At 45.0% G+C, this 23,671-nt stretch carries 25 protein-coding genes, 1 tRNA gene and 1 pseudogene; 19 read left to right on the forward strand and 8 right to left on the reverse strand.

The window, feature by feature from the left end; all coding sequences use genetic code 11:
* The first annotated feature begins 175 nt into the window (after window positions 1-175).
* Window positions 176-1,384 carry a DEAD/DEAH box helicase gene (locus IPO96_02775; protein ID QQS64486.1) on the forward strand — a complete coding sequence of 403 codons (1,209 nt, stop codon included), beginning with the start codon at window positions 176-178 and terminating at the stop codon, window positions 1,382-1,384.
* Window positions 1,385-1,633, forward strand: coding sequence for a hypothetical protein (locus IPO96_02780; GenBank protein ID QQS64487.1), 249 nt, complete (start codon window positions 1,385-1,387; stop codon window positions 1,631-1,633). It abuts the gene before it with no gap.
* 1 nt (window position 1,634) lies between these two features.
* On the opposite strand, the gene IPO96_02785 is transcribed toward IPO96_02780, so the two are convergent.
* Both IPO96_02785 and IPO96_02790 read right to left on the reverse strand, forming a co-directional pair.
* Window positions 1,635-2,627, reverse strand: coding sequence for a TerC/Alx family metal homeostasis membrane protein (locus IPO96_02785; GenBank protein QQS64488.1), 993 nt, complete (start codon window positions 2,625-2,627; stop codon window positions 1,635-1,637).
* A 448-nt stretch (window positions 2,628-3,075) separates the two neighbouring features.
* Window positions 3,076-3,723: a hypothetical protein gene (locus IPO96_02790; GenBank protein ID QQS64489.1), complete on the reverse strand. Its 648-nt coding sequence runs from the start codon at window positions 3,721-3,723 to the stop codon at window positions 3,076-3,078.
* A gap of 161 nt (window positions 3,724-3,884) precedes the next feature.
* On the opposite strand from IPO96_02790, the gene IPO96_02795 reads away from it, so the two are divergent.
* Window positions 3,885-3,961, forward strand: a tRNA-Met gene (locus IPO96_02795).
* Between the two features lie 71 nt (window positions 3,962-4,032).
* Here the strand turns inward: IPO96_02795 and IPO96_02800 are convergent.
* Both IPO96_02800 and IPO96_02805 read right to left on the reverse strand, forming a co-directional pair.
* Window positions 4,033-5,004, reverse strand: a complete 972-nt coding sequence (locus IPO96_02800) for a DUF21 domain-containing protein (GenBank protein QQS64490.1) — start codon at window positions 5,002-5,004, stop codon at window positions 4,033-4,035.
* Between the two features lie 2 nt (window positions 5,005-5,006).
* Window positions 5,007-5,618, reverse strand: coding sequence for an HD domain-containing protein (locus tag IPO96_02805; protein QQS64491.1), 612 nt, complete (start codon window positions 5,616-5,618; stop codon window positions 5,007-5,009).
* Window positions 5,619-5,632: 14 nt separating this feature from the next.
* Between IPO96_02805 and tilS the strand changes: the two genes are divergently transcribed.
* The 4 genes from tilS (at window position 5,633) to lepA (ending at window position 11,919) form a co-directional block, all read left to right on the forward strand.
* The gene (gene tilS, locus IPO96_02810) at window positions 5,633-6,523 is read left to right on the forward strand and encodes a tRNA lysidine(34) synthetase TilS (GenBank protein ID QQS64492.1); all 891 of its coding nucleotides are present in this window, start codon (window positions 5,633-5,635) and stop codon (window positions 6,521-6,523) included.
* A 33-nt stretch (window positions 6,524-6,556) separates the two neighbouring features.
* The gene (gene ftsH / locus IPO96_02815; GenBank protein QQS64493.1) at window positions 6,557-8,425 is read left to right on the forward strand and encodes an ATP-dependent zinc metalloprotease FtsH; all 1,869 of its coding nucleotides are present in this window, start codon (window positions 6,557-6,559) and stop codon (window positions 8,423-8,425) included.
* Window positions 8,426-8,491: 66 nt separating this feature from the next.
* Window positions 8,492-10,075, forward strand: a complete 1,584-nt coding sequence (gene murJ, locus IPO96_02820) for a murein biosynthesis integral membrane protein MurJ (GenBank protein ID QQS64494.1) — start codon at window positions 8,492-8,494, stop codon at window positions 10,073-10,075.
* Window positions 10,076-10,122: 47 nt separating this feature from the next.
* Window positions 10,123-11,919 carry an elongation factor 4 gene (gene lepA / locus IPO96_02825; GenBank protein QQS64495.1) on the forward strand — a complete coding sequence of 599 codons (1,797 nt, stop codon included), beginning with the start codon at window positions 10,123-10,125 and terminating at the stop codon, window positions 11,917-11,919.
* A 136-nt stretch (window positions 11,920-12,055) separates the two neighbouring features.
* Here lepA and IPO96_02830 read toward each other — a convergent pair whose 3' ends face one another.
* Complete coding sequence (locus IPO96_02830) at window positions 12,056-12,325, reverse strand: hypothetical protein (protein ID QQS64496.1); 270 nt, start codon at window positions 12,323-12,325, stop codon at window positions 12,056-12,058.
* Between the two features lie 94 nt (window positions 12,326-12,419).
* Between IPO96_02830 and IPO96_02835 the strand changes: the two genes are divergently transcribed.
* Genes IPO96_02835 through IPO96_02860 form a run of 6 tightly spaced genes read left to right on the forward strand, consistent with a single transcriptional unit; the run spans window position 12,420 to window position 15,589 of the window.
* On the forward strand, window positions 12,420-13,103 hold the full coding sequence (locus IPO96_02835; GenBank protein QQS64497.1) for a hypothetical protein: 684 nt from the start codon (window positions 12,420-12,422) through the stop codon (window positions 13,101-13,103).
* Window positions 13,104-13,123: 20 nt separating this feature from the next.
* A complete protein-coding gene (locus IPO96_02840; protein QQS64498.1) occupies window positions 13,124-13,861 on the forward strand; it encodes a hypothetical protein in 738 nt (245 codons plus the stop codon).
* Between the two features lie 47 nt (window positions 13,862-13,908).
* Complete coding sequence (locus IPO96_02845; protein ID QQS64499.1) at window positions 13,909-14,613, forward strand: HTH domain-containing protein; 705 nt, start codon at window positions 13,909-13,911, stop codon at window positions 14,611-14,613.
* Window positions 14,614-14,615: 2 nt separating this feature from the next.
* Window positions 14,616-14,876 (forward strand): hypothetical protein, encoded by a 261-nt coding sequence (locus tag IPO96_02850; protein QQS64500.1) that lies wholly within the window; start codon window positions 14,616-14,618, stop codon window positions 14,874-14,876.
* Window positions 14,876-15,343 carry a nucleotide exchange factor GrpE gene (locus tag IPO96_02855; GenBank protein ID QQS64501.1) on the forward strand — a complete coding sequence of 156 codons (468 nt, stop codon included), beginning with the start codon at window positions 14,876-14,878 and terminating at the stop codon, window positions 15,341-15,343. Before IPO96_02850 ends, IPO96_02855 begins: the two co-directional genes overlap by 1 nt.
* A 30-nt stretch (window positions 15,344-15,373) precedes the next feature.
* Window positions 15,374-15,589, forward strand: a complete 216-nt coding sequence (locus IPO96_02860) for a hypothetical protein (GenBank protein QQS64502.1) — start codon at window positions 15,374-15,376, stop codon at window positions 15,587-15,589.
* Window positions 15,590-15,623: 34 nt separating this feature from the next.
* Here IPO96_02860 and IPO96_02865 read toward each other — a convergent pair.
* The 3 genes and pseudogenes from IPO96_02865 to IPO96_02875 form a co-directional block, all read right to left on the reverse strand.
* A pseudogene (locus tag IPO96_02865) lies at window positions 15,624-16,527 on the reverse strand (IS982 family transposase).
* 272 nt (window positions 16,528-16,799) lie between these two features.
* Window positions 16,800-17,420, reverse strand: a complete 621-nt coding sequence (locus tag IPO96_02870) for a prepilin-type N-terminal cleavage/methylation domain-containing protein (GenBank protein QQS64503.1) — start codon at window positions 17,418-17,420, stop codon at window positions 16,800-16,802.
* 100 nt (window positions 17,421-17,520) lie between these two features.
* Complete coding sequence (locus IPO96_02875; protein ID QQS64504.1) at window positions 17,521-17,769, reverse strand: hypothetical protein; 249 nt, start codon at window positions 17,767-17,769, stop codon at window positions 17,521-17,523.
* Between the two features lie 134 nt (window positions 17,770-17,903).
* On the opposite strand from IPO96_02875, the gene IPO96_02880 reads away from it, so the two are divergent.
* The 6 genes from IPO96_02880 (at window position 17,904) to IPO96_02905 (ending at window position 23,499) form a co-directional block, all read left to right on the forward strand.
* Window positions 17,904-18,317, forward strand: coding sequence for a hypothetical protein (locus IPO96_02880; GenBank protein ID QQS64505.1), 414 nt, complete (start codon window positions 17,904-17,906; stop codon window positions 18,315-18,317).
* Between the two features lie 439 nt (window positions 18,318-18,756).
* Window positions 18,757-18,954 carry a hypothetical protein gene (locus tag IPO96_02885; protein QQS64506.1) on the forward strand — a complete coding sequence of 66 codons (198 nt, stop codon included), beginning with the start codon at window positions 18,757-18,759 and terminating at the stop codon, window positions 18,952-18,954.
* Window positions 18,893-19,513, forward strand: coding sequence for an IS982 family transposase (locus IPO96_02890; GenBank protein ID QQS65412.1), 621 nt, complete (start codon window positions 18,893-18,895; stop codon window positions 19,511-19,513). Before IPO96_02885 ends, IPO96_02890 begins: the two co-directional genes overlap by 62 nt.
* 78 nt (window positions 19,514-19,591) lie before the next feature.
* Entirely contained in the window at window positions 19,592-20,605 is a 1,014-nt protein-coding gene (locus IPO96_02895) for an IS1249 family transposase (GenBank protein ID QQS64507.1), read from the forward strand.
* Window positions 20,606-21,022: 417 nt separating this feature from the next.
* Entirely contained in the window at window positions 21,023-22,933 is a 1,911-nt protein-coding gene (dnaK, locus tag IPO96_02900; GenBank protein ID QQS64508.1) for a molecular chaperone DnaK, read from the forward strand.
* A gap of 296 nt (window positions 22,934-23,229) precedes the next feature.
* Window positions 23,230-23,499, forward strand: a complete 270-nt coding sequence (locus IPO96_02905; GenBank protein QQS64509.1) for a hypothetical protein — start codon at window positions 23,230-23,232, stop codon at window positions 23,497-23,499.
* Window positions 23,500-23,671: the final 172 nt, after the last annotated feature.

Raw genomic sequence — 23,671 nt, forward strand, 5'->3', positions numbered from 1 at the left:
AACAAATCGGATAAGTATTGTCAATCAAGAGGTTTTATGCTAATATTATAGTAATTGTTTTAAATGATCCCATTGTTTAGGTAAGTCTTTTATCCAAAATAGTTACTTGCGGCTCATTCTGGCAATCTGATTCTTATAGATTGAGTCAGCATAGTAACCAAAATTAAGGATATAAATGTCATATGCATACCGCTCCAAAAGAGCAGGGGCCTCGCGTAGTCGTAGGCCAAACTTTCCACGCAACAACCAACGTAAATCCGGCCCACGTTTTGGTCAATACATCGACCCAAGCCGTTTCGTAGCCACTGCAGTAGTCAAAGAAGAAGAAAAGTACGTACCAACCAACACTTTTACAGACTTTGCGCTTGATGCCGTCCTGCAGCGTAATCTAAGCGCCAAAGGCTACCAGTTGCCATCGCCGATCCAGGATCAGGCCATACCTATTAGTCTTGCTGGCAAAGACGTCATTGGTTTAGCTGGAACGGGTACGGGCAAAACAGCTGCATTCGCGCTTCCGGTCTTACAGGCGCTTATTACTAGCCAACATGCCAAGGCAATCATAATCGCACCAACTCGTGAACTGGCCCAACAAATTGACGAAGAAATGCGCGATCTAGGTCGAGGGGTACCCATGAATTCTGTTCTGATCATTGGTGGCACCGGCATTGGCCAACAGCTTGGTAAATTGCGCAGTAATCCGCGAGTGGTTATTGGCACCCCGGGTCGTATCAAAGACCATATGCGACGAGGCAGCCTCAGACTGGCCAACTTTAACCTCGTTGTCCTAGACGAAGTCGATCGTATGCTCGACATGGGCTTTATTAACGATGTTCAGAGTATCCTAGAAGAAACCGCCGCCCAAAAACAGTCGTTCTTTTTCTCAGCGACGATGGATGCTAAGGTCCAAAGCTTAATTGAGAAATTTGGCAACGAGCCAGTTTCTGTTTCGATCAAAGCCAGCTCAGCTAGCGAAAACGTCCATCAGGATGTTGTCCATTATTCGGGTACGAGTGAAAAAATGGAAAGCTTGCACGATCTGCTTATCAGCGGCAAAGTAAGTAAAGCCATTGTTTTTGACGAAACTCAGCGCAACGTCGAAAAGTTGCACAAAGAACTGTTGGCAAGAGGCTTCAAAACAGAGTCTATCCACGGCGGCAAAACCCAAGGCCAACGCAAAAGGGCGCTTGCTAGCTTCAAGGAAAACAAAGTAAATATACTTATTGCTACCGATGTAGCAGCTCGCGGCATCGACGTGGCTGACATTAGCCATGTGATTAATTATTCAGTACCAAAAGTTTATGAAGACTACATCCACCGAATAGGTCGAGCTGGTCGAGCCGGCAAAGTAGGGCATGCGCTTACTTTCGTAAAAAAGGAGGGCTAAATGTCTGGCCACAAAAAACGTATTAACTTTTATGAGAGTGAAGAGGGCATCGAAGCCAAAAAACTTCTTGAGGCGATGGCCGAAAATGTCAGTTACAACACCGAGTCCAGTTTTAGCGCCAACACCAACCTTTACCCTGACCACGAGATGTCATTTGTTGCTAAGCACATGGCCTATCTACAGCTCCACCCTGGCACTGACCCGAAGCAGTACATCTCTAACTTGCGTCTTATGACCAAAAAGCGCTAAGTTATTCAGATTTTTTTTCGGGCTGGGGTATGTAAAAGCTAGCAGTGATACTCATTAGTAGCACGCTTAAGATAAAGGTTAAGCTAACGACAGTAGGGATGTGAATCCCCAGCCAGTTCATGCCAAAGACCTTGTCGGCGCTGATAAGCATTTTTATCCCTACACCCACCAGAATAATGCCTAAGCCCCGATTGAGTAACCAGAATTTTTCCTTCATGCCATGAAAAACGAAGTATAGCGCCCGGAGGCCTAAGATTGCTGCCGCATTGCTGGCAAATACAATGAACGGATCACGGGCGACAGCCAATATAGCTGGGACGGAGTCAATCGCAAAGAGTATGTCTGTTATCTCAATTGCACAGAGTGCCAAGAAAAGTATAGTGGCGTGTCTTATGCCTTTTTCGCGTACAAAAAAGTGATGCCCGTCCATCGAGTGGCTGACAGGGAAAGCCTTTTTGACGAAATGGATCAGGCGGCTAGTCTTGGGGTTGAACTCGTCACTGCCACCACGGAAAATCTTGTAGCCAGTCCAGAGAAGTAAAAGACCCAATAGCACCAGCGCTATCTCAAACCTGTCTAGTATGGCAACACCAGCAAAAATAAAGATTGCTCTAAACGCAAGCGCCCCGAAGATACCCCAGAACAGAACGCGGTGTTGATACTTTGCAGGTACACGGAAATAACTCAAAATAATAGACCAAACAAAAACGTTATCGATACTCAGAGATTTCTCAATAGCAAAGCCGCTAAAATACTCGGCGCTGGCGGCAGCTCCGTAAGCCCACCACATTACAAAACCCAAACCTACGCCTAAACTAACCCAGATTATGGTTTGCACCACTGATTCTCGCATTGACGGGGCGTGATCTTTGCGGTGAACTATTAGATCAATCAGCAGCAAAAAGGCAAACCAACTGATCAAAAGCGCCCAGTGCCAACCAGGAATCTGTAGCCTTACGGCTTCTTGGGTGGCTGAGCTAACTGCTACAAACATAACTTAATTGTATCTGTAATAACGCAAGTCTACAAAAGAAATTTGAAAATACAGTTGACAAAAAAGCATAAGCGTGTATAATACATAGTGTTGCAGATAAAACAAAACGTGCAGCAAAACAAAATCAACAAATTAGTAAAAATCTTAAAACAGATTACTAACTGTTGCATTTGTTGCAACAAAATTTATTTGCGTAAGCGCTTTGCAAAGCCTTAAAATGTAAGTACAAACTTACAAAAACAAAAATTTAAAAACAATCTGATATTTGTTCGTGCAAGTACAGATGCTTCAGATAAGACCTTAAAAATCTTGTCTAAAAAGAAAGGAAAACAAAAGTGAGCTACGAAAAATCTAACTCAACCAGTTTTATGGTCAAAGTTTTTGACAAACTGTTTAAGTAGATAACTACTGAAGAACAGTAGGCCGCGGGATTAACCCTCCGCGGTCTTTAACTTTCAAGTTGGCTTAGGACCAGTTCGTCATGGCATTCGACAAACATTGCAATCACTGTCTCAAGGCCATGATTTACGCCATCGGCGTATATGTCGCAATGTTCTTCAGAGTTACCATCTAGTCTTGCAGTCTGTATTTCTTTTTCTAGCAATCCGTATAGATAAATTGCATCATCTAAGTAGGTTTGTGCATAGCGTCTCGGAAGGTCAGCGCTGGTTTCGATTTCTTTAGTTGAAAGGTCAACTATGGCATTGCCATGAATAACTTTGCCAAAACGCTGGCGCTCACGTTTCGTTTTGTGTGGTAGTCGTGGTGCGATGTTGTCAACGAACGCTTCCGGTTCGATGAAGTCAGAATCGCAAAACTTTAGAGTTAAGATACCGCCTAAAGCCAAGCATGCTCCACCCAAAAACCCTCGAGCAAACACTAAGGCAAGTTCCTCAGAGGCAAAATCGTAGGTATTAACGCAGTAATTTGCTCTTCGACGAAAGAACATATCTATGTCTGGTCGAGCCCTTAAAGCAAGTTCGCACATAACAACTGGGTCGGACGAAATGTCGCCCGCATCCAGTTCGAGTAAAAGTCTCTTCTGAAAAGTATCATCTAAAAAGGGTAAAGATGGAAATTCGAAGTGACGAGCCATAGAGCATTTATAGCATTATCTTGATTTTATACCATGAGAATTTTGAGTTAGGGGACTATGAATTTAAATTGTTTTCTGCTATATTTACATCTGTTATATTGGCTAAACAAACTGTACTTTTGGCGAAAGTCATTTGTATAGAATTGTCACCATATTATAGCGGCAGGGTAGCTCAGTTGGTTAGAGCACAGGACTCATAAGCCTGGGGTCACGAGTTCAAATCTCGTCCCTGCTACCAAATAAAGACCTCACCAACAGTGGTGAGATTTTTATTTGGTACGATATAAGTATAAAGCCCAAAAGCTTTATTTAGCGGTGACTGTCGGATTCGTCTTCTATCTCGTGCCCCAATATTTCTTCTATGAGATCTTCGATAGTAACAATGCCGATAAACTTGTCGTCTTTCTCGACGGCCATAAGGTGAGTTTTGGCAGCAATAAACTTACGAAACAGTGTATCAAGTGCTGTTTGACTGCCAACGACAGGTAACTTTATCAGTGGCAATTCGGCAACACTGTAGGCTCGTTCGTCGAAATCAATGTCTACCAAACTTTTCATTAGTAACAGACCATGGCTTTCAGTCTTGGCCTTGTTAAAAACAGGGATACGGCTATAGTTATTGTCTTTGATTTCTTCGATTTTTGTGCGATCTATCAAAGTCTCAGGGGTAAGAAAGAATGTATCTTTAATCGGTGTACAGATTCGGATGACTTTCTTCTCGCTTAACTCTAATGCGCCTTTGATTATTTCTACTTCGTCATCATCGAGCTCTGAGTGCTTGCTTTCCTCATGCTCGCCGATTATTAGACCTAGCTCCTCTCGGGTGTGAAGGTGCGCTCGATGTCGTCCAAACATTTTATCTAGTAGGAGTTGCAATGGCTTGGAAATAGGGTAGGTTAACAAGATTAAGATTTTGGTAAATGGCGCAAAAAAAGCTGTGATTGTCAGAGAATGTTTGATGAACAATGCTTGTGGCAGAATTTCTCCAAACGTAACCAGCAAAAGCGTACTGACGATACCGGCTACCCAGCCACCTAGCTTATCGCCTAGTACTAAAGAAGTCGCTGCGGCCATACCAACATTACCAAGTAAGATAGCAGCTAGGCTCAAGTGACTGTTACGTCTTAGTGGTAGAACTGCCTTAGCTTGCAAATTTCCAGAACGAGCCTTGCGTTTTAGGTCGCTCAAGTCCAAAGACATCAACGAAAGATTTAGCCCTGAACAAATGGCAGAAGTTAAAATCAGTGCAGCGGCCAAAAGACTAGTCTGTAAAATCTCCAAAATCAAGCCCTGCCTTCGTTAAAGTATGAATCATTACTATCGATAACTTTTCTGAAGACTTTCCAGAGTTTTTCAATTTCGGGGCTAGCGCCAACCTTGCTATCTTTGGCGTGTAGTACTTCTGATTTTGTGAAGTTACGCTTCTTCCAGGTTTTGCCATTACTTAAAAGATTTAGGATCATTGGCATTATCTTGTCTAGGGCATAAACAAAACGACTCTCAGGATCTTGGCGCTTTTCGTAAATTTCGATTAGTCCGGTCATGTCGGCAAAATCAGCCCAGTCGTCTTTTAGTTTTTGTAAGGCTTCCTCTTCACGCGCTTGTTTGGCGGCCTGTTCAGCCTCACTGCGGCCAATGGCTTGGACGTCGCCAGCATGGATTTCTACAAGGTCATGAACCAGCGCGTATTTAACAAGCAAGTTCGTATCTAGCTCTGGGTATTTTGAGCCCAAGAACCAGGCCGCCATAGCCAAACTAAATGAGTGTTCAGCATTGTTCTCGAGTCTATCTTGGCGCTTTGAATCGGGGAAGTATATCAGCCTGTCCATCTGAGTAAAATCAAACAGAAACTTTTGAAAATCCATTAGCCTCTTAGCAGATTCCTCGTATTTCACGTTACTATTATGACATGAACCTGCAGGTTGTTCTGAATAAATGCGCTTACATAGTTGCTGTCAGCGGAGGAGTAGACTCGGTTAGTCTGTTGCATCTACTGAATTCTAGCAACCATTCGAAAGGAGCAAAGCTAATTGTGGCGCATGTCGACCACAATATCCGCCAAAGTTCAGAAAGCGATGCCAAATTTGTCAAGAGACTAGCCGAACACTATGGATTGATATTTGAGAAGACCAAACTGTCTGGCAAGTATCATGATGAGGCAAGCCTAAGGAGGCTGCGCTATGAGTTTTTAGAGAGGCTTGCTCTAAAATATGATGCCGAAATAGTTACTGCCCATCACCAGGATGATGTGCTAGAGACGGCAATTCTCAATCTGTTACGCGGGACAGGAGTAGCTGGACTAGCTTCGCTTCGCAGTGACCAGCGAGTAATTCGGCCGCTACTTGGGTATAGCAAAAAGCAGATTATAGATTATGCACTACAAAATAATCTAAAGTGGCGAGAAGACCCAACTAACCTAGATACTGAATACCTGCGTAATTACGTCCGGCTCAAATTGATGCCGAAACTGACCGAAAAGCGCCGAGAACTATTGAGTCTGATTGCCAACTCAGCAGTTTTGTCAGATCAGATCGATGAAATAATGACAGAGTGCTGTGGCTTCATCTTTGATGATACAGGGGCAATAATCCGCAGCCGAACAGCTTGGTTTACTTATGCTCAACTGAATTATATAATGCGTCACATTCTGCTGAGGTGCGGTGTTGCCGAACCTGATCGAAAGATGATCGAGCGCAGCGTAATTGCCATAAAAACACTACCAGCGGGCAAGAAAATTAATTTGGATGGAAGCCACTGGTTGGTCAGTAAGACAGCAAGCCTACAAATTATCTCTAGCTAAGTGCGAGGGTTAATCTGTATAATCAAAACTTATATGGATAAAAAGAAGAAACTTCCCGCCGGCAAACAGCCAAATCGACGGGTCAAAACTACTATTTTCGTTTTACTTATGGTGCTTCTTGGCTGGGCATATTTAGGCAGTAGCGATCTGCAGGACAAAAAGCTTCAAACTGTCGGTATATCCGAAGTTATCGAACGAGCTAATAAGGGCGAAATTGGCAAAATCGAAGTAGATGGCAGCAAGCTATTTATCTACAACAAATCGGACGATAAGACCCCAGCACAGCAATCTACTATGTTCGAGGGTTCTAGTTTGTATGAGCAGGGACTAAAACAGGACAGCAAAACTGTAGTCACTGTTAAGCCGCAAAATAATGCTAGTAGTACATGGATAAATATCGCCAGTGCAGTCTTGCCAGCGGTATTTTTGATGCTGTTTCTGGTCTGGATGATGCGTAATGCACAAGGCCAAGGCAATCAGGCCATGAGTTTCGGCCGCAGTAGTGCCAGACTTTACGGCAGTGAAAAAGAAAAAGTTACTTTTAAGGATATTGCAGGCAGCGACGAGGCCAAACAAGACCTCGAAGAAGTCGTTGAGTTTTTGAAAACTCCTAAGAAGTTTGAAGGCCTAGGAGCACGTATTCCCAAGGGCGTTCTGTTGGTTGGGCCTCCCGGAACCGGTAAAACCATGCTTGCTCGAGCCGTTGCTGGCGAGGCCGGCGCACCTTTCTTTAGTATTTCTGGATCTGAATTTGTCGAGATGTTTGTAGGTGTTGGTGCTAGCCGAGTTCGAGATCTTTTCGCCAAAGCCAAGAAAAACTCACCTTGCATCATTTTTATTGATGAAATAGATGCAGTAGGTCGGCGTCGGGGATCCGGTATGGGTGGTGGTCATGATGAGCGCGAACAAACGCTAAACCAGATTCTGGTTGAGATGGATGGCTTCGAACAGGGACAAAACGTCATAGTTTTGGCTGCAACTAACCGGGCCGATGTGCTAGACCCAGCTTTGTTACGACCAGGACGTTTCGATCGCCGGGTCAACATCGGTCTGCCTGATCGCAAAGACCGTGAGGCGATTTTGAAAGTACATTTTGCCAAAAAACCACTCGAGAAAAATGTTGACCTTGACGCTCTGGCCGCAAAGTCAGCTGGCAGCTCAGGTGCGGATCTAGCCAATATTGCCAATGAAGCAGCTATCTTTGCTGCTCGGCACGACCGCAAGACAATCACCCAAGATGATGTTACTGCGGCCTTTGAAAAAGTTGCCATCGGGCCAGAGCGCAAGAGCAAAATCATGAGCGAAAAAGAGAAAGTCATGACCGCTTACCACGAGGCGGGCCATGCCGTGGTTGGCCATGTCTTGCCCGACAGTGACATGGTTCATAAAGTTACTATCATTTCGCGCGGCAATACCGGTGGAGTAACTTGGTTTATTCCGCCTGAAGACAAGAGCTACCATTCGATCGTTGAATACAAAGACATTTTGGCTCGTATGCTCGGTGGTCGTATCGCCGAAGAGCTAATTTACGGCGGCGATCACGTCACAACTGGTGCCGGCAGCGACCTGCAAAAGGCAGCTGAACTAGCGCGCGAAATGGTCGTCTCTCAAGGAATGGGCAAGAAGCTGCGTAATCAAGTTTTTCATGTTGATGATGCAATGGTATTCGACAAGATGATGCATGAGCGGCAATACTCTGACGAAACTGCTAAACTGATTGATGACGAAGTCGAGGCTCTCATAACAGAGGCGGCAGACCGTGCCATGCAGGTACTCAAAGCAAACCGCAAGAGTCTAGAAGCACTAAAAAATGAACTCTTGTCTAAAGAAACAATTGAAGCTGAAGAAGTTGAGAAAATCTTAAAAACTACGTCACTACCAGCTAGCGCCAAACTTTACTAATTTTTGTAAAAAACTAATCGACAAATTGATTGTTGATTAGACTCATCTCCTTTAAACTAGAGTAAGATGCGAAAAATCATTAATCGTGCTAACAAAAAAGTTTCTTTCGGCGGCGCAGCTGGATTATTGATAATGGCGGCGCTACTGAGCCAGGCCCTCGGATTTTTGCGTAACCGTCTTATAAGCGCCAACTTTACATCAGTTGATCCCGGCAGTAGTGATGCGTTTTTTGCAGCTTTTCAGATCCCAGATTTCTTTTTCTACACGATTGCTGCTGGAGCACTGGGTGTGGCTTTTATCCCGTTTTTGTCTGATAAGTTAGAAGCTGGCGACAGGCGAGGAGCCTGGGAGCTGACTAGCAGCCTGCTCAATGCGTTGATAATTGTAATGGGCGCTATTTCCATTTTTATGTTCATTTTTGCCAAGCCGCTAGTACATGCTATAGCTCCCGATCTGCCGCAAAACCATCTTAGCGACGCTGTTAGAATCATGCAGTTTATCTCAATCAATCCGCTTTTGTTTTCACTTTCAGGAGTCATAACCAGTGTGCAGCAAGCGATTGGAAGGTTTTTCTTTTTTGCTTTTGCGCCGATAGTTTATAACCTCAGCATCATTGCTAGTATTTTTATTTTTCGGGACTCGATTGGGATAGTTGGTCTGGGCATTGGCGCGCTCGTGGGGGCTTCGCTTCAGCTTTTGATAGCGGTTTTGGGGCTGCTAGGCCTAAACTTTGAGTATCATCGCAAAATCCATTGGCGCAGCGCATCTTTTAAAAGTGTGCTACAAAAGTTACCTGCCCGTTCGCTTGATCAAGGTGTCGACCAGATTAACTCGATTGTCGAAACTAACCGTGCTCAAACGCTTGGCGTAGGTCCTGTTAGCTACTACAACTATGCGCTGACACTGATGAACGTACCGGTTATGCTTATTGGTAACTCAATTTCTACTGCTGCATTTCCAAGGTTAGTTGAGCGGCTCGCTAGTGGCCGGACAGATCTGTTTCGAAAGGACTTTACCAGTATTTTAAGATTAATCATTTGGGTGACCATGCCAGTTTTGGTAATTTGTTTTTTCTGCCGCGCTTATCTAGCACGTTTAATATACGGTAATGTCGCCCGTGACGTGGCGCTGATCTTTGGCTACCTGACTGGAGCTATCTTTTTCCGTATTATTTATTCGATGCTTTCACGCTGGTTTTATGCCCAAAAAGACACTAAAACTCCACTTTATGTTTCGTTATTTGCGATTGGCCTTAACATCTACTTGGCGTTCTCGTTGGCTCGTCCCAGCGCTTACGGAGTCGCAGGGTTGGCGCTAGCCCAATCGATAGTTGCCGCTAGTGAAGTGCTTGTTCTGCTAATTATCATGATTAAGCGAGATCATCGTATCTTCGGACGCTATTTTCAGGAAGGTATTGTTAAGATCGCCTCTGTTACCGGCTTCACCATGACGGCAACATTTATCATGATGAGCTTGCTGCCTTTGGATAAAGCAGACCGTGGTATCGTCACGCTTGGTTCTAAGTTAGGACTAATTACACTGGTCAGTATTTTGGTGCATCTGGTATTTTCGTATCTATTAAGAATTGAAGAGGCCAGGGCTTTTATCAATGATGTTGCCAGAGCCATCTTCAAACCGATCAAATTGTGATTAGCTAACAGAGGTGAAATCTGTTATAATTTTGTATAAATAACATTATGAACCAATCACACATTCGTAACTTTTGTATTATCGCGCATATTGATCATGGCAAGTCGACTTTGGCTGATCGACTACTAGAGTTGACTGGAACAGTTCAGAAGCGAGATATGAAGGCGCAGTTGCTCGACAAAATGGATCTAGAACGTGAGAAGGGTATCACTATTAAGCTTGCTCCTGTGCGTATGGATTATGAACTTGACGGAGCAAAAAAGTATCAGCTGAATCTTATCGATACCCCAGGTCATGTAGATTTTAGCTACGAAGTAAGCCGTAGTCTGCAGGCTTGTGAGGGCGCGATTTTGGTTGTGGATGCCGCGCAGGGTATACAAGCACAGACGCTCGCTAATGTTTATTTAGCTATTGAGGCAGATCTCAAAATCATTCCCGTGCTTAACAAAATCGATCTGCCGGCCGCCGATGTTGAAAGAGTTAGCACGGAGGTGGTAAGTCTACTTGGCTGCTCCAAGGAAGAGATTATTCTTATTAGCGCTAAAACTGGGCTGGGCGTCGAGGAAGTACTTCGCGCTGTCGTTGAGCGGATTCCAGCTCCATCAGACGATGGTGATCCAGAAACAAAGGCTCTTATTTTTGACAGCTACTACGATGATTATCGCGGAGTTGTACTTTATGTTCGAGTGGTCGACGGTGCAATTGGCAAGAGTTCTGAAGTTCATATGATCGGTAGCAGTGCCGATGGTGTGGCCTTAGAAGTTGGGCACTTGAGCCCAGAAATGAAGCCAGACCAGCAGCTAGCTAAAGGCGAGATTGGCTACATTGTGACTAACCTGCGTTCAACTCGTGAGGCTAAGGTTGGCGATACGGTAACACTTGTCAAGGCGCCTGCCTCGTCCCCATTGCCGGGCTACAAAGAAGTGACGCCGTTTGTTTACGCTGGGTTTTTCCCAGAGAGCAACGAAGATTACCAGAACCTAAAAGATGCCATCGAGAAGTTGTCTCTCAGTGATTCGGCACTACAATACAGTCTTGAAAATTCGCCTGTGCTCGGTTTTGGAGTAAGAATCGGCTTTTTGGGACTGCTGCATATGGACATTGTGCGGGAGCGTTTGGCCCGCGAATATGACCTAAGCTTGGTTGTCACAAACCCCTCAACAGATTATTACGTAGGTATGAAAAACGGCGATCGGCTACATATAAAGTCGGCTAGTGAGCTGCCGGATCAAACCATGTTCGACTCGATCGAAGAGCCTTGGATAAAGGGCGAAGTTGTTTGCCCTAAAGAGTTCGTCGGATCTGTTATTCAGCTCATATCTTCTAAGCGGGGGGTTCAAAAAAATCTGTCCTATGTTGACGCCCAATTGGCGCTAATAAGTTTTGATGCGCCACTCGCTAACCTGCTGACCGACTTCTATGATCAACTCAAAAGCATAACTAGCGGCTACGGCTCGTTTAACTACGAACTCAGCGGTTACCGCGCCGAAGATTTAGTAAAGGTAGACTTCTATGTTGCTGGGGATAGAGTAGATGCTCTCAGTGTCATGACGCACCGCTCGGAATCTCAAGCACTGGGGCGTGACACTGTTAAAAAGCTGAAAGAGATTATCCCTCGTCAGAACTTCCAGATTGCACTCCAAGCCGGTATCGGCGGTAAGTTTATCGCACGTGAAGACATCTCAGGCTACCGCAAAGATGTAACGGCCAAACTCTACGGTGGCGATGCTAGCCGCCGCAAAAAACTACTCGAAAAGCAAAAGAAGGGCAAAGAACGCATGAAGCGCTTCGGTAAAGTCGATATCCCTAGCGAGGCTTTCACAGTCTTACTAAAGCGCGATTAATAGCTATGCTCTTCATGCGTTCTTTTGATTGCCGGGGTCCCCAAAAAACATGTTTTTTGGGGTGTGGCCGCATGAAGCGCTTCGGTAAAGTCGATATCCCTAGCGAGGCTTTCAGTACCCATAATAAGAAACAAATTTAATTTCCAGAATCAGAATTATAAAGTTCAGGTGGCGAAGTTTCTATAATGCGAACACCGCTCACTAAAGCACTTATACCTAATCCTGCAAAAACCTCTTGAGCAGTTTTTCGGGCATCATTACTAGTACCATTGTTAATGAATACCTCCACCCTTGGTGGACTTGCAAATGGATTAATAGTAACTTCAGACCAAGTTTTTGTCGTTTGTTGGCGCATGTAATCACTCAATATCTGCCAAGCTAATTCAAGTTCTTCTGGTGAATCCATAGTATAAATATAAAACATGCTAGCTATTAAATCAACATGATTTAAGCACAAGTGTTTTCCCGGTAAACATGATCTTATGCGATAATGGTTATGGATGCAAAAGACCGAATTTATTCAATGGGCAACTCAGCTGGCGATAAACTACAAGCCGGCTGCTGACGTTTTAGAAAAATTGAAACACGTTCGAGTGATTTCTTTTGTCGGACCAACTGGGGTTGGCAAGACAACCCTGATTCATGCTAGCGGTCTACCCTACGTTTTGAGCGATGTTACACGTGACAAGCGAGAAGGTGAAAAAGACGACCATGACTATCATTTCAAAAACAATTACGAAGAGATTTTAACAGATATAAAGCAGGGTCAATATGTCCAGTTTGTCATCAACACTAACCACGAGTTTTATGGTACGCGTGCCAACCAGTACCCTGATGGTGGCGTTTGTGCTATGGCAATAATTGCCAAGGCCATACCGCAGTTTCGGACACTTGGTTTTGCCGATATTTTGCCGATTTATATTTTGCCGCCGAGCTACGTCGAGTGGATGCACCGCATCGGTTCAGCCCGCAGTAGTGACCTAGAAGCTCGTTTTACAGAAGCGCGCGAAAGCTTGCCAATAGCTCTTGCCGACCCTACCTATCACTTCGTGCTGAACGACAATATTGAAGATGCAGTAGATGACATCAAGCTGATAGCAGAGGGTAAGCCAATTGCTGAGCACCGAGATTTTCTGGCACGCCAAACAGCTGAACTGCTTATTGGAAGACTTGGCGAGGTATAGAGAATATGTTAGTGTAAGTTATGACTGACGTTACTCTAACAAAAATTGCAGATTTTCAAAACGTACTTGCAAACTACTCTCCTAGCAAAGCGACTCTTAATACTTTGGCTTCAATGCCACTTGGCATAATGGTAGGGATTACAGGTGCTGGGAAAAATACTATCATGAACCAGCTGATGAATATCGGTGGTTACTACATCATAGTTTCTGATACCACTCGGCCTCCGAAAGTTCGTGATGGGCGTATGGAAGTTGACGGGCTACAGTATAACTTTGTAAGTGAGGATGCGTTCTTAGATGGGCTAAGAAGTGGCGACTATATCGAAGCAGAGATTATTCATAGGCAACAAGTTTCTGGTGCGAACAGCCATGAGCTAGAGAAAGCAGCCAAAAGCGGAAAAATACCGATCAACGAAATCGAGATTAAGGGTGCTAAGCGGATTGCTGAGTATAAGCCAGACACCAAATTCTTTTTTATTGTTCCGCCAAGTTACAAAGAATGGATGTCGCGACTGCTTGGACGTGAGGTAATGACTGAAGAAGAAAAAGCCAAAAGAATCTCTACAGCAATCGACGAACTCGAAGTAGGACTGGGGCACGATGAATTCATTTTTGTGATAAATGACTCAAGTGAAAAGTCGGCGAGCATGATCAATGAAATCATGCACGGACGTCGTTTTGACGATCATCATGATGAAGCAGTTGCTGCCGCCAAAGAAATCTTAGCAGACATAAAACAGCATCACTCGAATCGTTAGACTGGCGCTCGGTTGCCTAGAGTGCCAAAATAAAGTATAATCAGCTTATGATATCTGAGCGTCAAAAGAAAATTCTAGCGAGTATAATCGAGCAGTACGCCGAAGTTGCTAGCCCAGTTGGCAGCCAACTTTTAGCCAAAGTTTTTGGAGTCTCCAGCGCTACGATCCGCGCCGAAATGGCTGAGCTCGAAGAGCTAGGGTTTATCGCGCAACCCCATACAAGCGCTGGCCGGGTGCCGACCGATAAAGGCTATCGCTACTATGTCAACAGCATTACCGAAGGCGGCGAGCAGCCAGTGCTTGATTCACGCTCAAATCGCGCTTTGTCGGCTAGAGTTGGTGGTGGCGGAAGTAATGAGCGAATAATCAGAAACGCAGTCGACACTTTAGTGGAGCTGACTCACAATTTAAGTCTTGCGACAATCGGTAATCAGCTATACATGAGCGGGCTTTCAAATTTGTTTGGTCAGCCAGAGTTCGTTAGTCCGCGCCAAGTTCAAGAAGTCGCCCGCCTACTCGACAATATCGAGCCTTGGCTACGCGAAGCAGCACCAAATGAGCCACTGAATGTATTTATCGGCCACGAGAACCCAATTGGCCGCTCTGCTGGCGCTTCGCTTATCATTAGTCGTTTCAGAAGCCCGTATAGCGACCGTAGTTTCATCGGTGTAGTCGGCCCAACTCGTCAAAACTACCGCGAGGTGATGAGCTTGGTTTCACAAGCTGGTCAAATGCTAGAAGGAGCTCTGTAACTATGGGGCGAGATAAGTTAGCTAGGAATCGTGTATACGGCGAGTGCTTTGATACATTAAGGCTCGCAGAGATGCTAGACTCAGCTAGCGCAAGAAGGCCATCAAACTACCTAAAAGCAGCGGCAGATGAACTATTTGGGGGAGATCTAAGTGGTCAATTCACCGATACTATGAACCTAGCACAAAAAGATGCTGTTAAGGCTGCCGGGCGCGATTTTCGAGCGCTCGAAACAGCTGTTAATAAAGCCCTTAGGGGTTCATAATGGCTAAAAAGCAGCCTAATCTCGAAGAAATTGCCGAGCAACTAGCCCAAGAAGTAGCTCAGCTCACCGAAGCCCTACAGCGTGAACGAGCCGACGCTAGCAACGTACGTCGCCGTGCCGACGAGGATCGTGCCAAAATGGCCAGCTTCTACAAGTCGGCTGTTATCAAAGAACTGTTGCCAGTAATAGATAATTTTGAGAGGGCGCTACAGCACACGCCAGCAGAGCTTGCGGCCAATGATTTCGTTAAAGGTATTGAAGGAATCATTAAGCAGTTTGGCACCACCCTAGAAAAACTAGGTGTACAGCGCATAAAAACGGTCGGCGAGAGCTTCGACCCGGCTTTTCACGAGGCCGTTAGTGCCGAAGGCGAAGGTGAGCACGAAGTCGTCAGTGAAGAGCTGCAAAGCGGCTGGCTAATTGGAGACGAAGTCATCCGCCACGCCATGGTAAGAGTCAAGAGTTGACAAAATAAACATTAATGCTATAATGTCAGCATGGATAAGTACCCAATTTCACCAGAAGAAAGAAAAAAGATTGAGGCCGCCGATGAAGCTTCTAGAGCTGAGGCTGCGCAAATCCTAGGTCCTCAGGTTGCCGAACAGTTTTTCGCTTACACCGATGCTAAAAGACAAGAACTAAAACCATCCAGCATCACTCGTGAAGAGGCCTACATGTACAGGCAAAATACCGGTAGCGAAGAAGGCTTTTAAAAAACCAGCTTCACATAACTCCTAATCTGTAGTCTCATCCAATTAGCAGAGGTTGCGTCAGCAGCCTCTGTTGTGGTTTTGTGTAGTGTATTGAGGGTTTCTTTGGTTGTAGCTGGTAGCATATTAATCCGCTGAGTAGGTTGACTACGAAGTTGTTAGGGCTTCGGTGTCTAGTGTGTTCGATCTGTTGGGTATTTTTGAGCTGATCGTTGATGGTCTCGATGATGGATCGCTTTCTCAGCATCAGTTTATCCCAGAGGCTCATCAGATGATTCTTCATGTTGCGTCTAATGCCTGTGATGAGATGAACACCCTTTTGGAGTGGTGAAAGAAATAGCTCGTGTCCAATGTAACCTTTGTCAGCATAGAGTTTGCCCGTTAGCTTTTCTGTCAGTTTGAGCATCAGTGCTTGATTGTTGTCTGGGGCGTGACCTGGTGAGAGCAGGAATGAGATGATCTCACCTCGTTCATTGAAGGTCAGATGCAGTTTCAAACCAAAGAACCAGCCCATGGAGCTCTTGCCTCTGGTTGCAATGCCTTTGAAGACTCGATGCTTCCAGATCCGCTTGTTGTTACAAACATCCAGTGTCGTACTGTCCACGAAGTTGACGAGTGTGGCTGGTGCGAGAAGACTGATCATGAGAGCAAGGAGTGGCAACATACTCTCACGCATCAGTCTGAGGAATCGTGTATAGCTAACCCTGTTTGGGAAGGCATCAACCAGATGCATGCAGATATGTTCAAGGTAGTATTTCTTGAACTGACGATAGCCGCTGGCATGAAACCAGATACAGATAGTCAGTCATTACTTCAGAGAGTGTCATGGCACCCTGTTTGTTACGAACCCGTTCTCCAGATTCAATCTGTTTTGATCTCCACTCAGGCTCAAATTTCTTGCAGAACTCGTCAACGATGTAGAATAGTGTTACTAGCTCCATATACGTGTCTCCTTTTTGTTTTATGTTTTGTTACAGAAACAGAATAACAGGGCTGACGCCCTGTTATCTACAAAACAAAATGGGGACTCTTATGTGAAGCTGGGGTTACCTACTATGCTGGAAAGATCGAGCGTGGCCTATCAACGCTTGAGCCAAAGCCACTTAATAGCACCTTTAATGAGTCCGCCAATATGAGTGATGCTGACTTACGAAAATTATCGACGTTAGCAATTAAGCTGCCAGGACTTGACCGAAATCTTACCAAAATCAAACTACTGAGCTAGCTCGATCGTATTAAGCAGTGCTGTATCGCCCTGATTGACTAGCTGGAACGCTGTACCTTCTGGTTGACAGTTGCTTTCAGCATCACCGTATGTACCAACACAAGCTGCCCCTGTAGCAAGACTACTGAAAGCCCAGCCAGTGTAATAATAGTAGGGGCCAACTTTCTTACCTTCTTTGATCATATCGCCAGCAAAAGGCTTTGTGCTATTAGTAGATCTGTATAGGTTACCTATTGCGTATTCTGAAAGACCGTCAGCGTACTTGTCATAATCAGTCCTATACTGAACATCTGTCCCGGTAGGCTTGGCAAAGAAAGCCAATGTATCACCGTGAATTGTGTACTTGATGTCAGTCAAGCCGCTAGGGGCCTTGAAGCGCAGTCCCCACTCTTTCACTACAAAGTAACCCCCGTTAGGGTCAGTTTTATTCGTGGGCTCAGCAGTAGCCTCTTCCTTCTGCTCAATAGTGTTGGTTTGGGAGGTTGGGTATTCAGTTGTTTTAGTTTTTTGGCGGTTATAGACGAGCCAGCCAACAGTACCAAGCAAACCAATCACTACAATAACAACCAGTATTTCTACAACCCCAAAACCCTTTTGATTATTTTTCATCTCAGCAGCCCACACCTTTCTTAAAGTTTGAAATCGTTTGCCCCCAGTATAATCCTACAGCTTAATGTTTGTATATAGGACTAGGTTTCATTACTTAGTTCTAAAGACATTTATACATATCAGGCGCAAAAGACCTGAAAATGACGATTATAAGTGCTAAAACTAAAATCATTCTTACATTTTTTTGATGTAAGGATTTTTTCATTTCAGGATTTGAAATTGATTTATTAGCTTTAGTCTCTTTAGCAATTATTATTATAGCTACAAATATTAAAAGTAGTGTGATCACATCTTTAAAGTCGAGTACTCTAGAACAACTGTACATTGTCATTTTTGCGATAATATCCATTACTAATTTATCCTTTACTTTATTTAGTAATACTTAAACTGGCTAAGTATATAATTAGTATAATAGTTAATATTACAAGTATTTTTTTAATCATTATAGTATTAACATTAACACAATTCGTGTATTATTAGCTAGTGAAACAGCAAGAAGAATTATACTTATCAAAATTAGCAGTGTTTGGAGTAGGGTTTTTGTGTGCTATGATAGCTTTTCAAAAAGATTTGTTTATTTTTACTGCGATCCCTCTGTTGCCATTTGTAGTATTACTGTTGTTAGCCGCAAGGTCGAGCGCCGTAAAGATAATTAATAACCAAATGTCTACTACTAAAACAGCTAAAGAAATTTACATTCTGCTTTTGATCTTAGTGCCATTCAATTACTTAAGTATGCCACATGTCGCATCAAATGGCCCCAGTAAAGCTTTCGTCTTCATCGAAAACGCTTCCGATCAGTTGCTGGCTACTTCTTTTAAAGCATTTTTAATAAGCGGACTGCTGATTTTGATCTTGACCGTAGTAATCGTTTTCTTAGAACCAAGAAAAAATTAAAAAACTACGATTGTTCGAGCATACGGATACTAACAATATCTAAGCCTTAGTTTGGTGATAAAGATCGAAGTATACTTCGACTTTCTGCACCATAGAGAAAGTCTTTTTTTAAGACGGAAGTTACGGAGGGTCGTGAGAGGTTCGACCGACTTTCAGCCGGCCCGCAATAACATCTTTGAAAACAAGTTTTCAAGACTTGATTGCCTTGCAGTAAGTCCTTGGCTCGTTTCACCCCGACCCCTCGGCCGAGGGTGTTGCGTGTCCGAGGCCAACTCCGCTAGAACCTATTTTGAGGAAAAATGTTGAATGAGACAAGCCCCGCCGCCTAGTATAACCCCAGCTTCACATAAGAGTCCCCATTTTGTTTTGTAGATAACAGGGCGTCAGCCCTGTTATTCTGTTTCTGTAACAAAACATAAAACAAAAAGGAGACACGTATATGGAGCTAGTAACACTATTCTACATCGTTGACGAGTTCTGCAAGAAATTTGAGCCTGAGTGGAGATCAAAACAGATTGAATCTGGAGAACGGGTTCGTAACAAACAGGGTGCCATGACACTCTCTGAAGTAATGACTGACTATCTGTATCTGGTTTCATGCCAGCGGCTATCGTCAGTTCAAGAAATACTACCTTGAACATATCTGCATGCATCTGGTTGATGCCTTCCCAAACAGGGTTAGCTATACACGATTCCTCAGACTGATGCGTGAGAGTATGTTGCCACTCCTTGCTCTCATGATCAGTCTTCTCGCACCAGCCACACTCGTCAACTTCGTGGACAGTACGACACTGGATGTTTGTAACAACAAGCGGATCTGGAAGCATCGAGTCTTCAAAGGCATTGCAACCAGAGGCAAGAGCTCCATGGGCTGGTTCTTTGGTTTGAAACTGCATCTGACCTTCAATGAACGAGGTGAGATCATCTCATTCCTGCTCTCACCAGGTCACGCCCCAGACAACAATCAAGCACTGATGCTCAAACTGACAGAAAAGCTAACGGGCAAACTCTATGCTGACAAAGGTTACATTGGACACGAGCTATTTCTTTCACCACTCCAAAAGGGTGTTCATCTCATCACAGGCATTAGACGCAACATGAAGAATCATCTGATGAGCCTCTGGGATAAACTGATGCTGAGAAAGCGATCCATCATCGAGACCATCAACGATCAGCTCAAAAATACCGAGCTATAGGCAAAAACGTGTTGGTTTTTAATCAGTTTTACCTCTGTTAATTAGCAATAAGTAATGTCGTCAGACATTACTTATTGTATGAAACAACGAGGTTTTAGGTATTGCAGCACCTGCAAACATAAGCTGCAAAAGTGGGGTAGGACGAATGCTGGCACATCTCGCTGGCGATGCTCAAGTTGCACTAGTACTTGTATCCGTGCCAGACCAGATCTATCTAAGTCCTTGCTGCTGGAGCGGTTCGTTAATTGGCTCCTTGGTAAACAATCTCAGGAAGAGCTTGGTGTAGCGGCTCGCACCTGGCGAGCACAGACTGCATGGTGTTGGCAGGTTGCCCCCAAGCCAATACTAAGTGGTGAAGTCTATCCAATCCTGCTACTAGACGGTATTCGAGTTGGTAATCTTGTTTGTCTGATTGCTCGTACGCCGCAGTACGTTGTTAGCTGGTGTTGGGCGCTATACGAAGCTGGTACGACTTGGGACAAGCTCCTTAGCACACTACCCACACCAACGGTAGTTGTTTGTGATGGTCAAAAAGGTATTCTGGTTTCCATTGCAAGAAACTGGCCGACAGCACAGATACAGCGCTGTCACTTCCATGTTTGGCAGAATGTCCGAAACAAGCTGACTCTATTCCCTCAAACCGAAGCTGGTAAGTACTTACTGCTGCTAACCAAAATTCTGCTCAAAGGACTACACGCTCAAGAGGATGTTATTCGCTGGCAATCTAAGCTAGAAGTCTGGGAAGAACTCCATGGTGACTTTATACGGGAGCGCACGGTCAACCCAAATCCAAGGCCAGGTCAACGCAAATGGCGCTATAGTCATGAACGCTTGAGAAGTGCCCACCGACAACTTAGTAAGCTTGTGAGAGATCAACAGCTATTCACATACCTTGACAGCGGTCTGCTAACCCAAACAAACCAACAGCCGATCCCCAGAACAACCAATTACCTTGAAGGGGGTATTAACTCCCAGCTCCGAACCAAACTTAAATTGCACCGAGGCATGAAAGAGGAGCATCAAAGACGCTTAGTAGAATGGTACCTTTATACGAGAACCGAGAGCCCAAAACCAACACGAAATTGCCGGTAGGCTAAAATACCCAACAGATCGAACACACTAGACACCGAAGCCCTAACAACTTCGTAGTCAACCTACTCAGCGGATTAATATGCTACCAGCTACAACCAAAGAAACCCTCAATACACTACACAAAACCACAACAGAGGCTGCTGACGCAACCTCTGCTAATTGGATGAGACTACAGATTAGGAGTTATGTGAAGCTGGGGTTAAAAAAAGTAAAATGATAGCTAGCACTCAAAGGTCTTGACTGCTAGTTTTTGTTTTTGCTACAATATTAGCAGTCTACACAGTAGAGTGCTAATTTAAAATATTTGAAAGGAGAGTCCTAAAGGGAAAAGTGTAGTCCGAGTCGAATTTATTTCGACCCGGCACGGTCAGAAGAAAAACCGTAGGTTTGTCTTCTGAAGCCTTTAGGCGAAGCGAAATGAGTAAAATAATAGGTATCGATCTCGGAACAACTAACAGCGCCATGGCAGTTATGCAGTCAGGTAAGTCTGAAATCATTGCTAACAGCGAAGGCGCTCGTACGACGCCCAGTGTAGTAGCTGTTAACAAAAAAGGCGAAAGACTAGTCGGTCAGGTTGCCCGCCGACAACAGGTAACAAACCCTAAGAACACAATTTATGAGGTTAAACGACTCATTGGTCGAAAGTTTAGCGACAAAGAAGTTCAAAAAGACCTCAAACTCATGGGTTACGAAATTATCAAAAGCGGCAACAGCACAAAAGTTAAAATGGGCGATAAAGAATATAGCGCAGAAGAAATCAGCGCCATGATATTGGCTAAGCTCAAAGCAGACGCCGAGGCATTCACGGGCGGCCCAGTCACCGAAGCAGTGATCACCGTGCCCGCTTACTTTGATGACAGTCAGCGCCAAGCTACCAAAGATGCTGGTAAAATTGCTGGTCTCGAAGTTAAGCGCATTATTAACGAGCCAACAGCAGCAGCACTTGCTTACGGCCTGGACAAAGAGGCCAAAGGCGACGAAAAGATTGTGGTGTTCGACCTCGGTGGTGGTACGTTCGATGTGTCTGTTCTCGAACTTGGTGATGGCGTCTTCGAAGTTAAAAGTACCAACGGCGATACTCATCTTGGTGGTGCCGACTTTGACCGCGTCATTGTCAATCACTTAAGCGATGAGTTCAAGAAGGAATCTGGCATTGATGTAACCGATGACACGGCTGCCATGCAGCGCTTACGAGACGAAGCTGAGAAGGCTAAGATTGAGCTTTCGACCGCACAAGAAGTTGACATCAACTTGCCATTCCTGACAGCCGATGCCGACGGGCCTAAGCACTTCGAGTACAAGCTGTCACGATCTAAGCTAGAAAGTCTCGTCAAAGACTTAATCGACAAAACTGCCGAACCATGCAAAAAGGCTCTTAAAGATGCCAAACTTACCGCCAAAGACATAGACTCTGTAGTACTTGTCGGTGGTATGACCCGCATGCCTGCCGTGCAAGCTAAGGTAAAAGAGATTTTTGGTAAAGAACCAATGAAGGGCGTTAACCCAGATGAAGTTGTAGCCGTCGGTGCTGCAATTCAGGGCGGTGTACTAGCCGGCGACGTCAAAGATGTGCTGCTGCTAGATGTAACCCCACTATCGCTGGGTATCGAAACTTTAGGTGGCGTGACAACCAAGTTGATTGAGCGCAATACTACTATTCCTACCAGCAAGAGTGAAACATTTAGTACTGCTGCTGACAACCAGAATCAGGTAGAAATCCATGTCCTGCAAGGTGAGCGCGAAATGAGTTCCGACAACAAAAGCCTGGGCCGCTTCATCCTAGACGGGATTGCTCCAGCGCCGCGCGGTGTGCCACAAATTGAGGTAACATTTAACCTCGACGCCAACGGTATTCTGAATGTTACCGCCAAAGACAAAGGCACTGGCAAAGAGCAGAGCATTACCATTCAAAACAGCGGCAATCTTAGTAAAGACGATGTTGAGAAAATGGCCAAAGAAGCCGAAGCTAACGCCGAAGAAGACAAGAAAAAACGCGAAGCAGTAGAAGCCCGCAACATGCTCGAGAACTCTGCCTACCAAGCTGAAAAGCTAAAGAACGACAACGGCGACAAGCTTAGCGATGACGACAAAAAGACGCTCGAAGAGGCTGTAGAAGCCGCCCGCAAGGTGAGCGCCGACGAAAAGTCCGACAAAGATGCACTCGAAGCTGCCCTAAAAGAACTCAACGACAAGATAATGCCGATTGGCGCCAAAATGTATCAGAGCCAAGAGACAGGAGACAAGAGCCAAGAGGAGGAATCTTCTGACGACAAAGACAAAGACGAACCCGTCGAAGGCGAAGTCGTCGACGACAAAGACGAAAAGTAGTCTCCTGGAGTCCAAGAGCCGCGAAAAGGATTGTTACAGGGGGGGGGGGGGGGGGGGGGGGGGGGGGGGGGGGGAAACCATAAAGAAGGTGTGAAAGTTGGGGGGGGGAGAAAGGGGGGGGGGGGGGAATTAAACAGGGGGGGAAAGGGAAGGAGGGGGGGCGGGCCGGGGGGGGCGGGGGGGGGAGGGGGGGATGGAGGGGGGGGGGGGGGGGGGGGGTCTGCCGTTTTGGGTAGTTACAAAGCCCTACATGTTGCAGATAAAAAAAGTTGTGCAATTTTTAGTAAAATATAACCATGAGAAGAATACTTAGTTCGATTGGTTGTTTGTTGGGTATAGTGATGCTGATGTACGGTCGTGGTATTGCCAGCCCAGGTAATAATCGAAGTTTAGTAATTTCGGCGGTCGTGATGGGTGCCGGGTTAATTATCGGTCTGGTTTCTGCGCTCTTTTATTATTGGGATCGGGCATACAAAAAGCCAGAAGTGGACGAGCTGGAGATCCTGGCAGAGGCTCACAAACAAGCAGATATTTTGCTGGCCAACGGTGTAGAAAAACGGGGTTGAAAAGCCCAGGTTTTAATTTGGCACTCGAAGGTCTAAAGTGCTAAAATATGTGTATGTCACCGAAGATCTATAGCCCCAAGAATATTGACTTTAATGGGTCAATTTGCTATCATAATGTCACAGCACCCCGTGTTGACTTCGGTCTCAGCGGGGCTTTTTATTGGAGGATGTT

Source organism: Candidatus Saccharibacteria bacterium (assembly GCA_016700315.1).
Lineage (GTDB): Bacteria > Patescibacteriota > Saccharimonadia > Saccharimonadales > SZUA-47.

What these genes read in the sequence shown, in the direction of transcription:
- IPO96_02775 (QQS64486.1), top strand. Translation starts at nt 176, where the DNA reads ATGTCATATGCATACCGCTCCAAAAGAGCAGGGGCCTCGCGTAGTCGT.
- IPO96_02780 (QQS64487.1), top strand. Translation starts at nt 1,385, where the DNA reads ATGTCTGGCCACAAAAAACGTATTAACTTTTATGAGAGTGAAGAGGGC.
- IPO96_02785 (QQS64488.1), bottom strand. Translation starts at nt 2,627, where the DNA reads ATGTTTGTAGCAGTTAGCTCAGCCACCCAAGAAGCCGTAAGGCTACAG.
- IPO96_02790 (QQS64489.1), bottom strand. Translation starts at nt 3,723, where the DNA reads ATGGCTCGTCACTTCGAATTTCCATCTTTACCCTTTTTAGATGATACT.
- tilS (QQS64492.1), top strand. Translation starts at nt 5,633, where the DNA reads ATGAACCTGCAGGTTGTTCTGAATAAATGCGCTTACATAGTTGCTGTC.
- ftsH (QQS64493.1), top strand. Translation starts at nt 6,557, where the DNA reads ATGGATAAAAAGAAGAAACTTCCCGCCGGCAAACAGCCAAATCGACGG.
- murJ (QQS64494.1), top strand. Translation starts at nt 8,492, where the DNA reads ATGCGAAAAATCATTAATCGTGCTAACAAAAAAGTTTCTTTCGGCGGC.
- lepA (QQS64495.1), top strand. Translation starts at nt 10,123, where the DNA reads ATGAACCAATCACACATTCGTAACTTTTGTATTATCGCGCATATTGAT.
- IPO96_02830 (QQS64496.1), bottom strand. Translation starts at nt 12,325, where the DNA reads ATGGATTCACCAGAAGAACTTGAATTAGCTTGGCAGATATTGAGTGAT.
- IPO96_02835 (QQS64497.1), top strand. Translation starts at nt 12,420, where the DNA reads ATGCAAAAGACCGAATTTATTCAATGGGCAACTCAGCTGGCGATAAAC.
- IPO96_02840 (QQS64498.1), top strand. Translation starts at nt 13,124, where the DNA reads ATGACTGACGTTACTCTAACAAAAATTGCAGATTTTCAAAACGTACTT.
- IPO96_02845 (QQS64499.1), top strand. Translation starts at nt 13,909, where the DNA reads ATGATATCTGAGCGTCAAAAGAAAATTCTAGCGAGTATAATCGAGCAG.
- IPO96_02850 (QQS64500.1), top strand. Translation starts at nt 14,616, where the DNA reads ATGGGGCGAGATAAGTTAGCTAGGAATCGTGTATACGGCGAGTGCTTT.
- IPO96_02855 (QQS64501.1), top strand. Translation starts at nt 14,876, where the DNA reads ATGGCTAAAAAGCAGCCTAATCTCGAAGAAATTGCCGAGCAACTAGCC.
- IPO96_02860 (QQS64502.1), top strand. Translation starts at nt 15,374, where the DNA reads ATGGATAAGTACCCAATTTCACCAGAAGAAAGAAAAAAGATTGAGGCC.
- IPO96_02870 (QQS64503.1), bottom strand. Translation starts at nt 17,420, where the DNA reads ATGAAAAATAATCAAAAGGGTTTTGGGGTTGTAGAAATACTGGTTGTT.
- IPO96_02875 (QQS64504.1), bottom strand. Translation starts at nt 17,769, where the DNA reads ATGGATATTATCGCAAAAATGACAATGTACAGTTGTTCTAGAGTACTC.
- IPO96_02885 (QQS64506.1), top strand. Translation starts at nt 18,757, where the DNA reads ATGGAGCTAGTAACACTATTCTACATCGTTGACGAGTTCTGCAAGAAA.
- IPO96_02895 (QQS64507.1), top strand. Translation starts at nt 19,592, where the DNA reads ATGAAACAACGAGGTTTTAGGTATTGCAGCACCTGCAAACATAAGCTG.
- dnaK (QQS64508.1), top strand. Translation starts at nt 21,023, where the DNA reads ATGAGTAAAATAATAGGTATCGATCTCGGAACAACTAACAGCGCCATG.
- IPO96_02905 (QQS64509.1), top strand. Translation starts at nt 23,230, where the DNA reads ATGAGAAGAATACTTAGTTCGATTGGTTGTTTGTTGGGTATAGTGATG.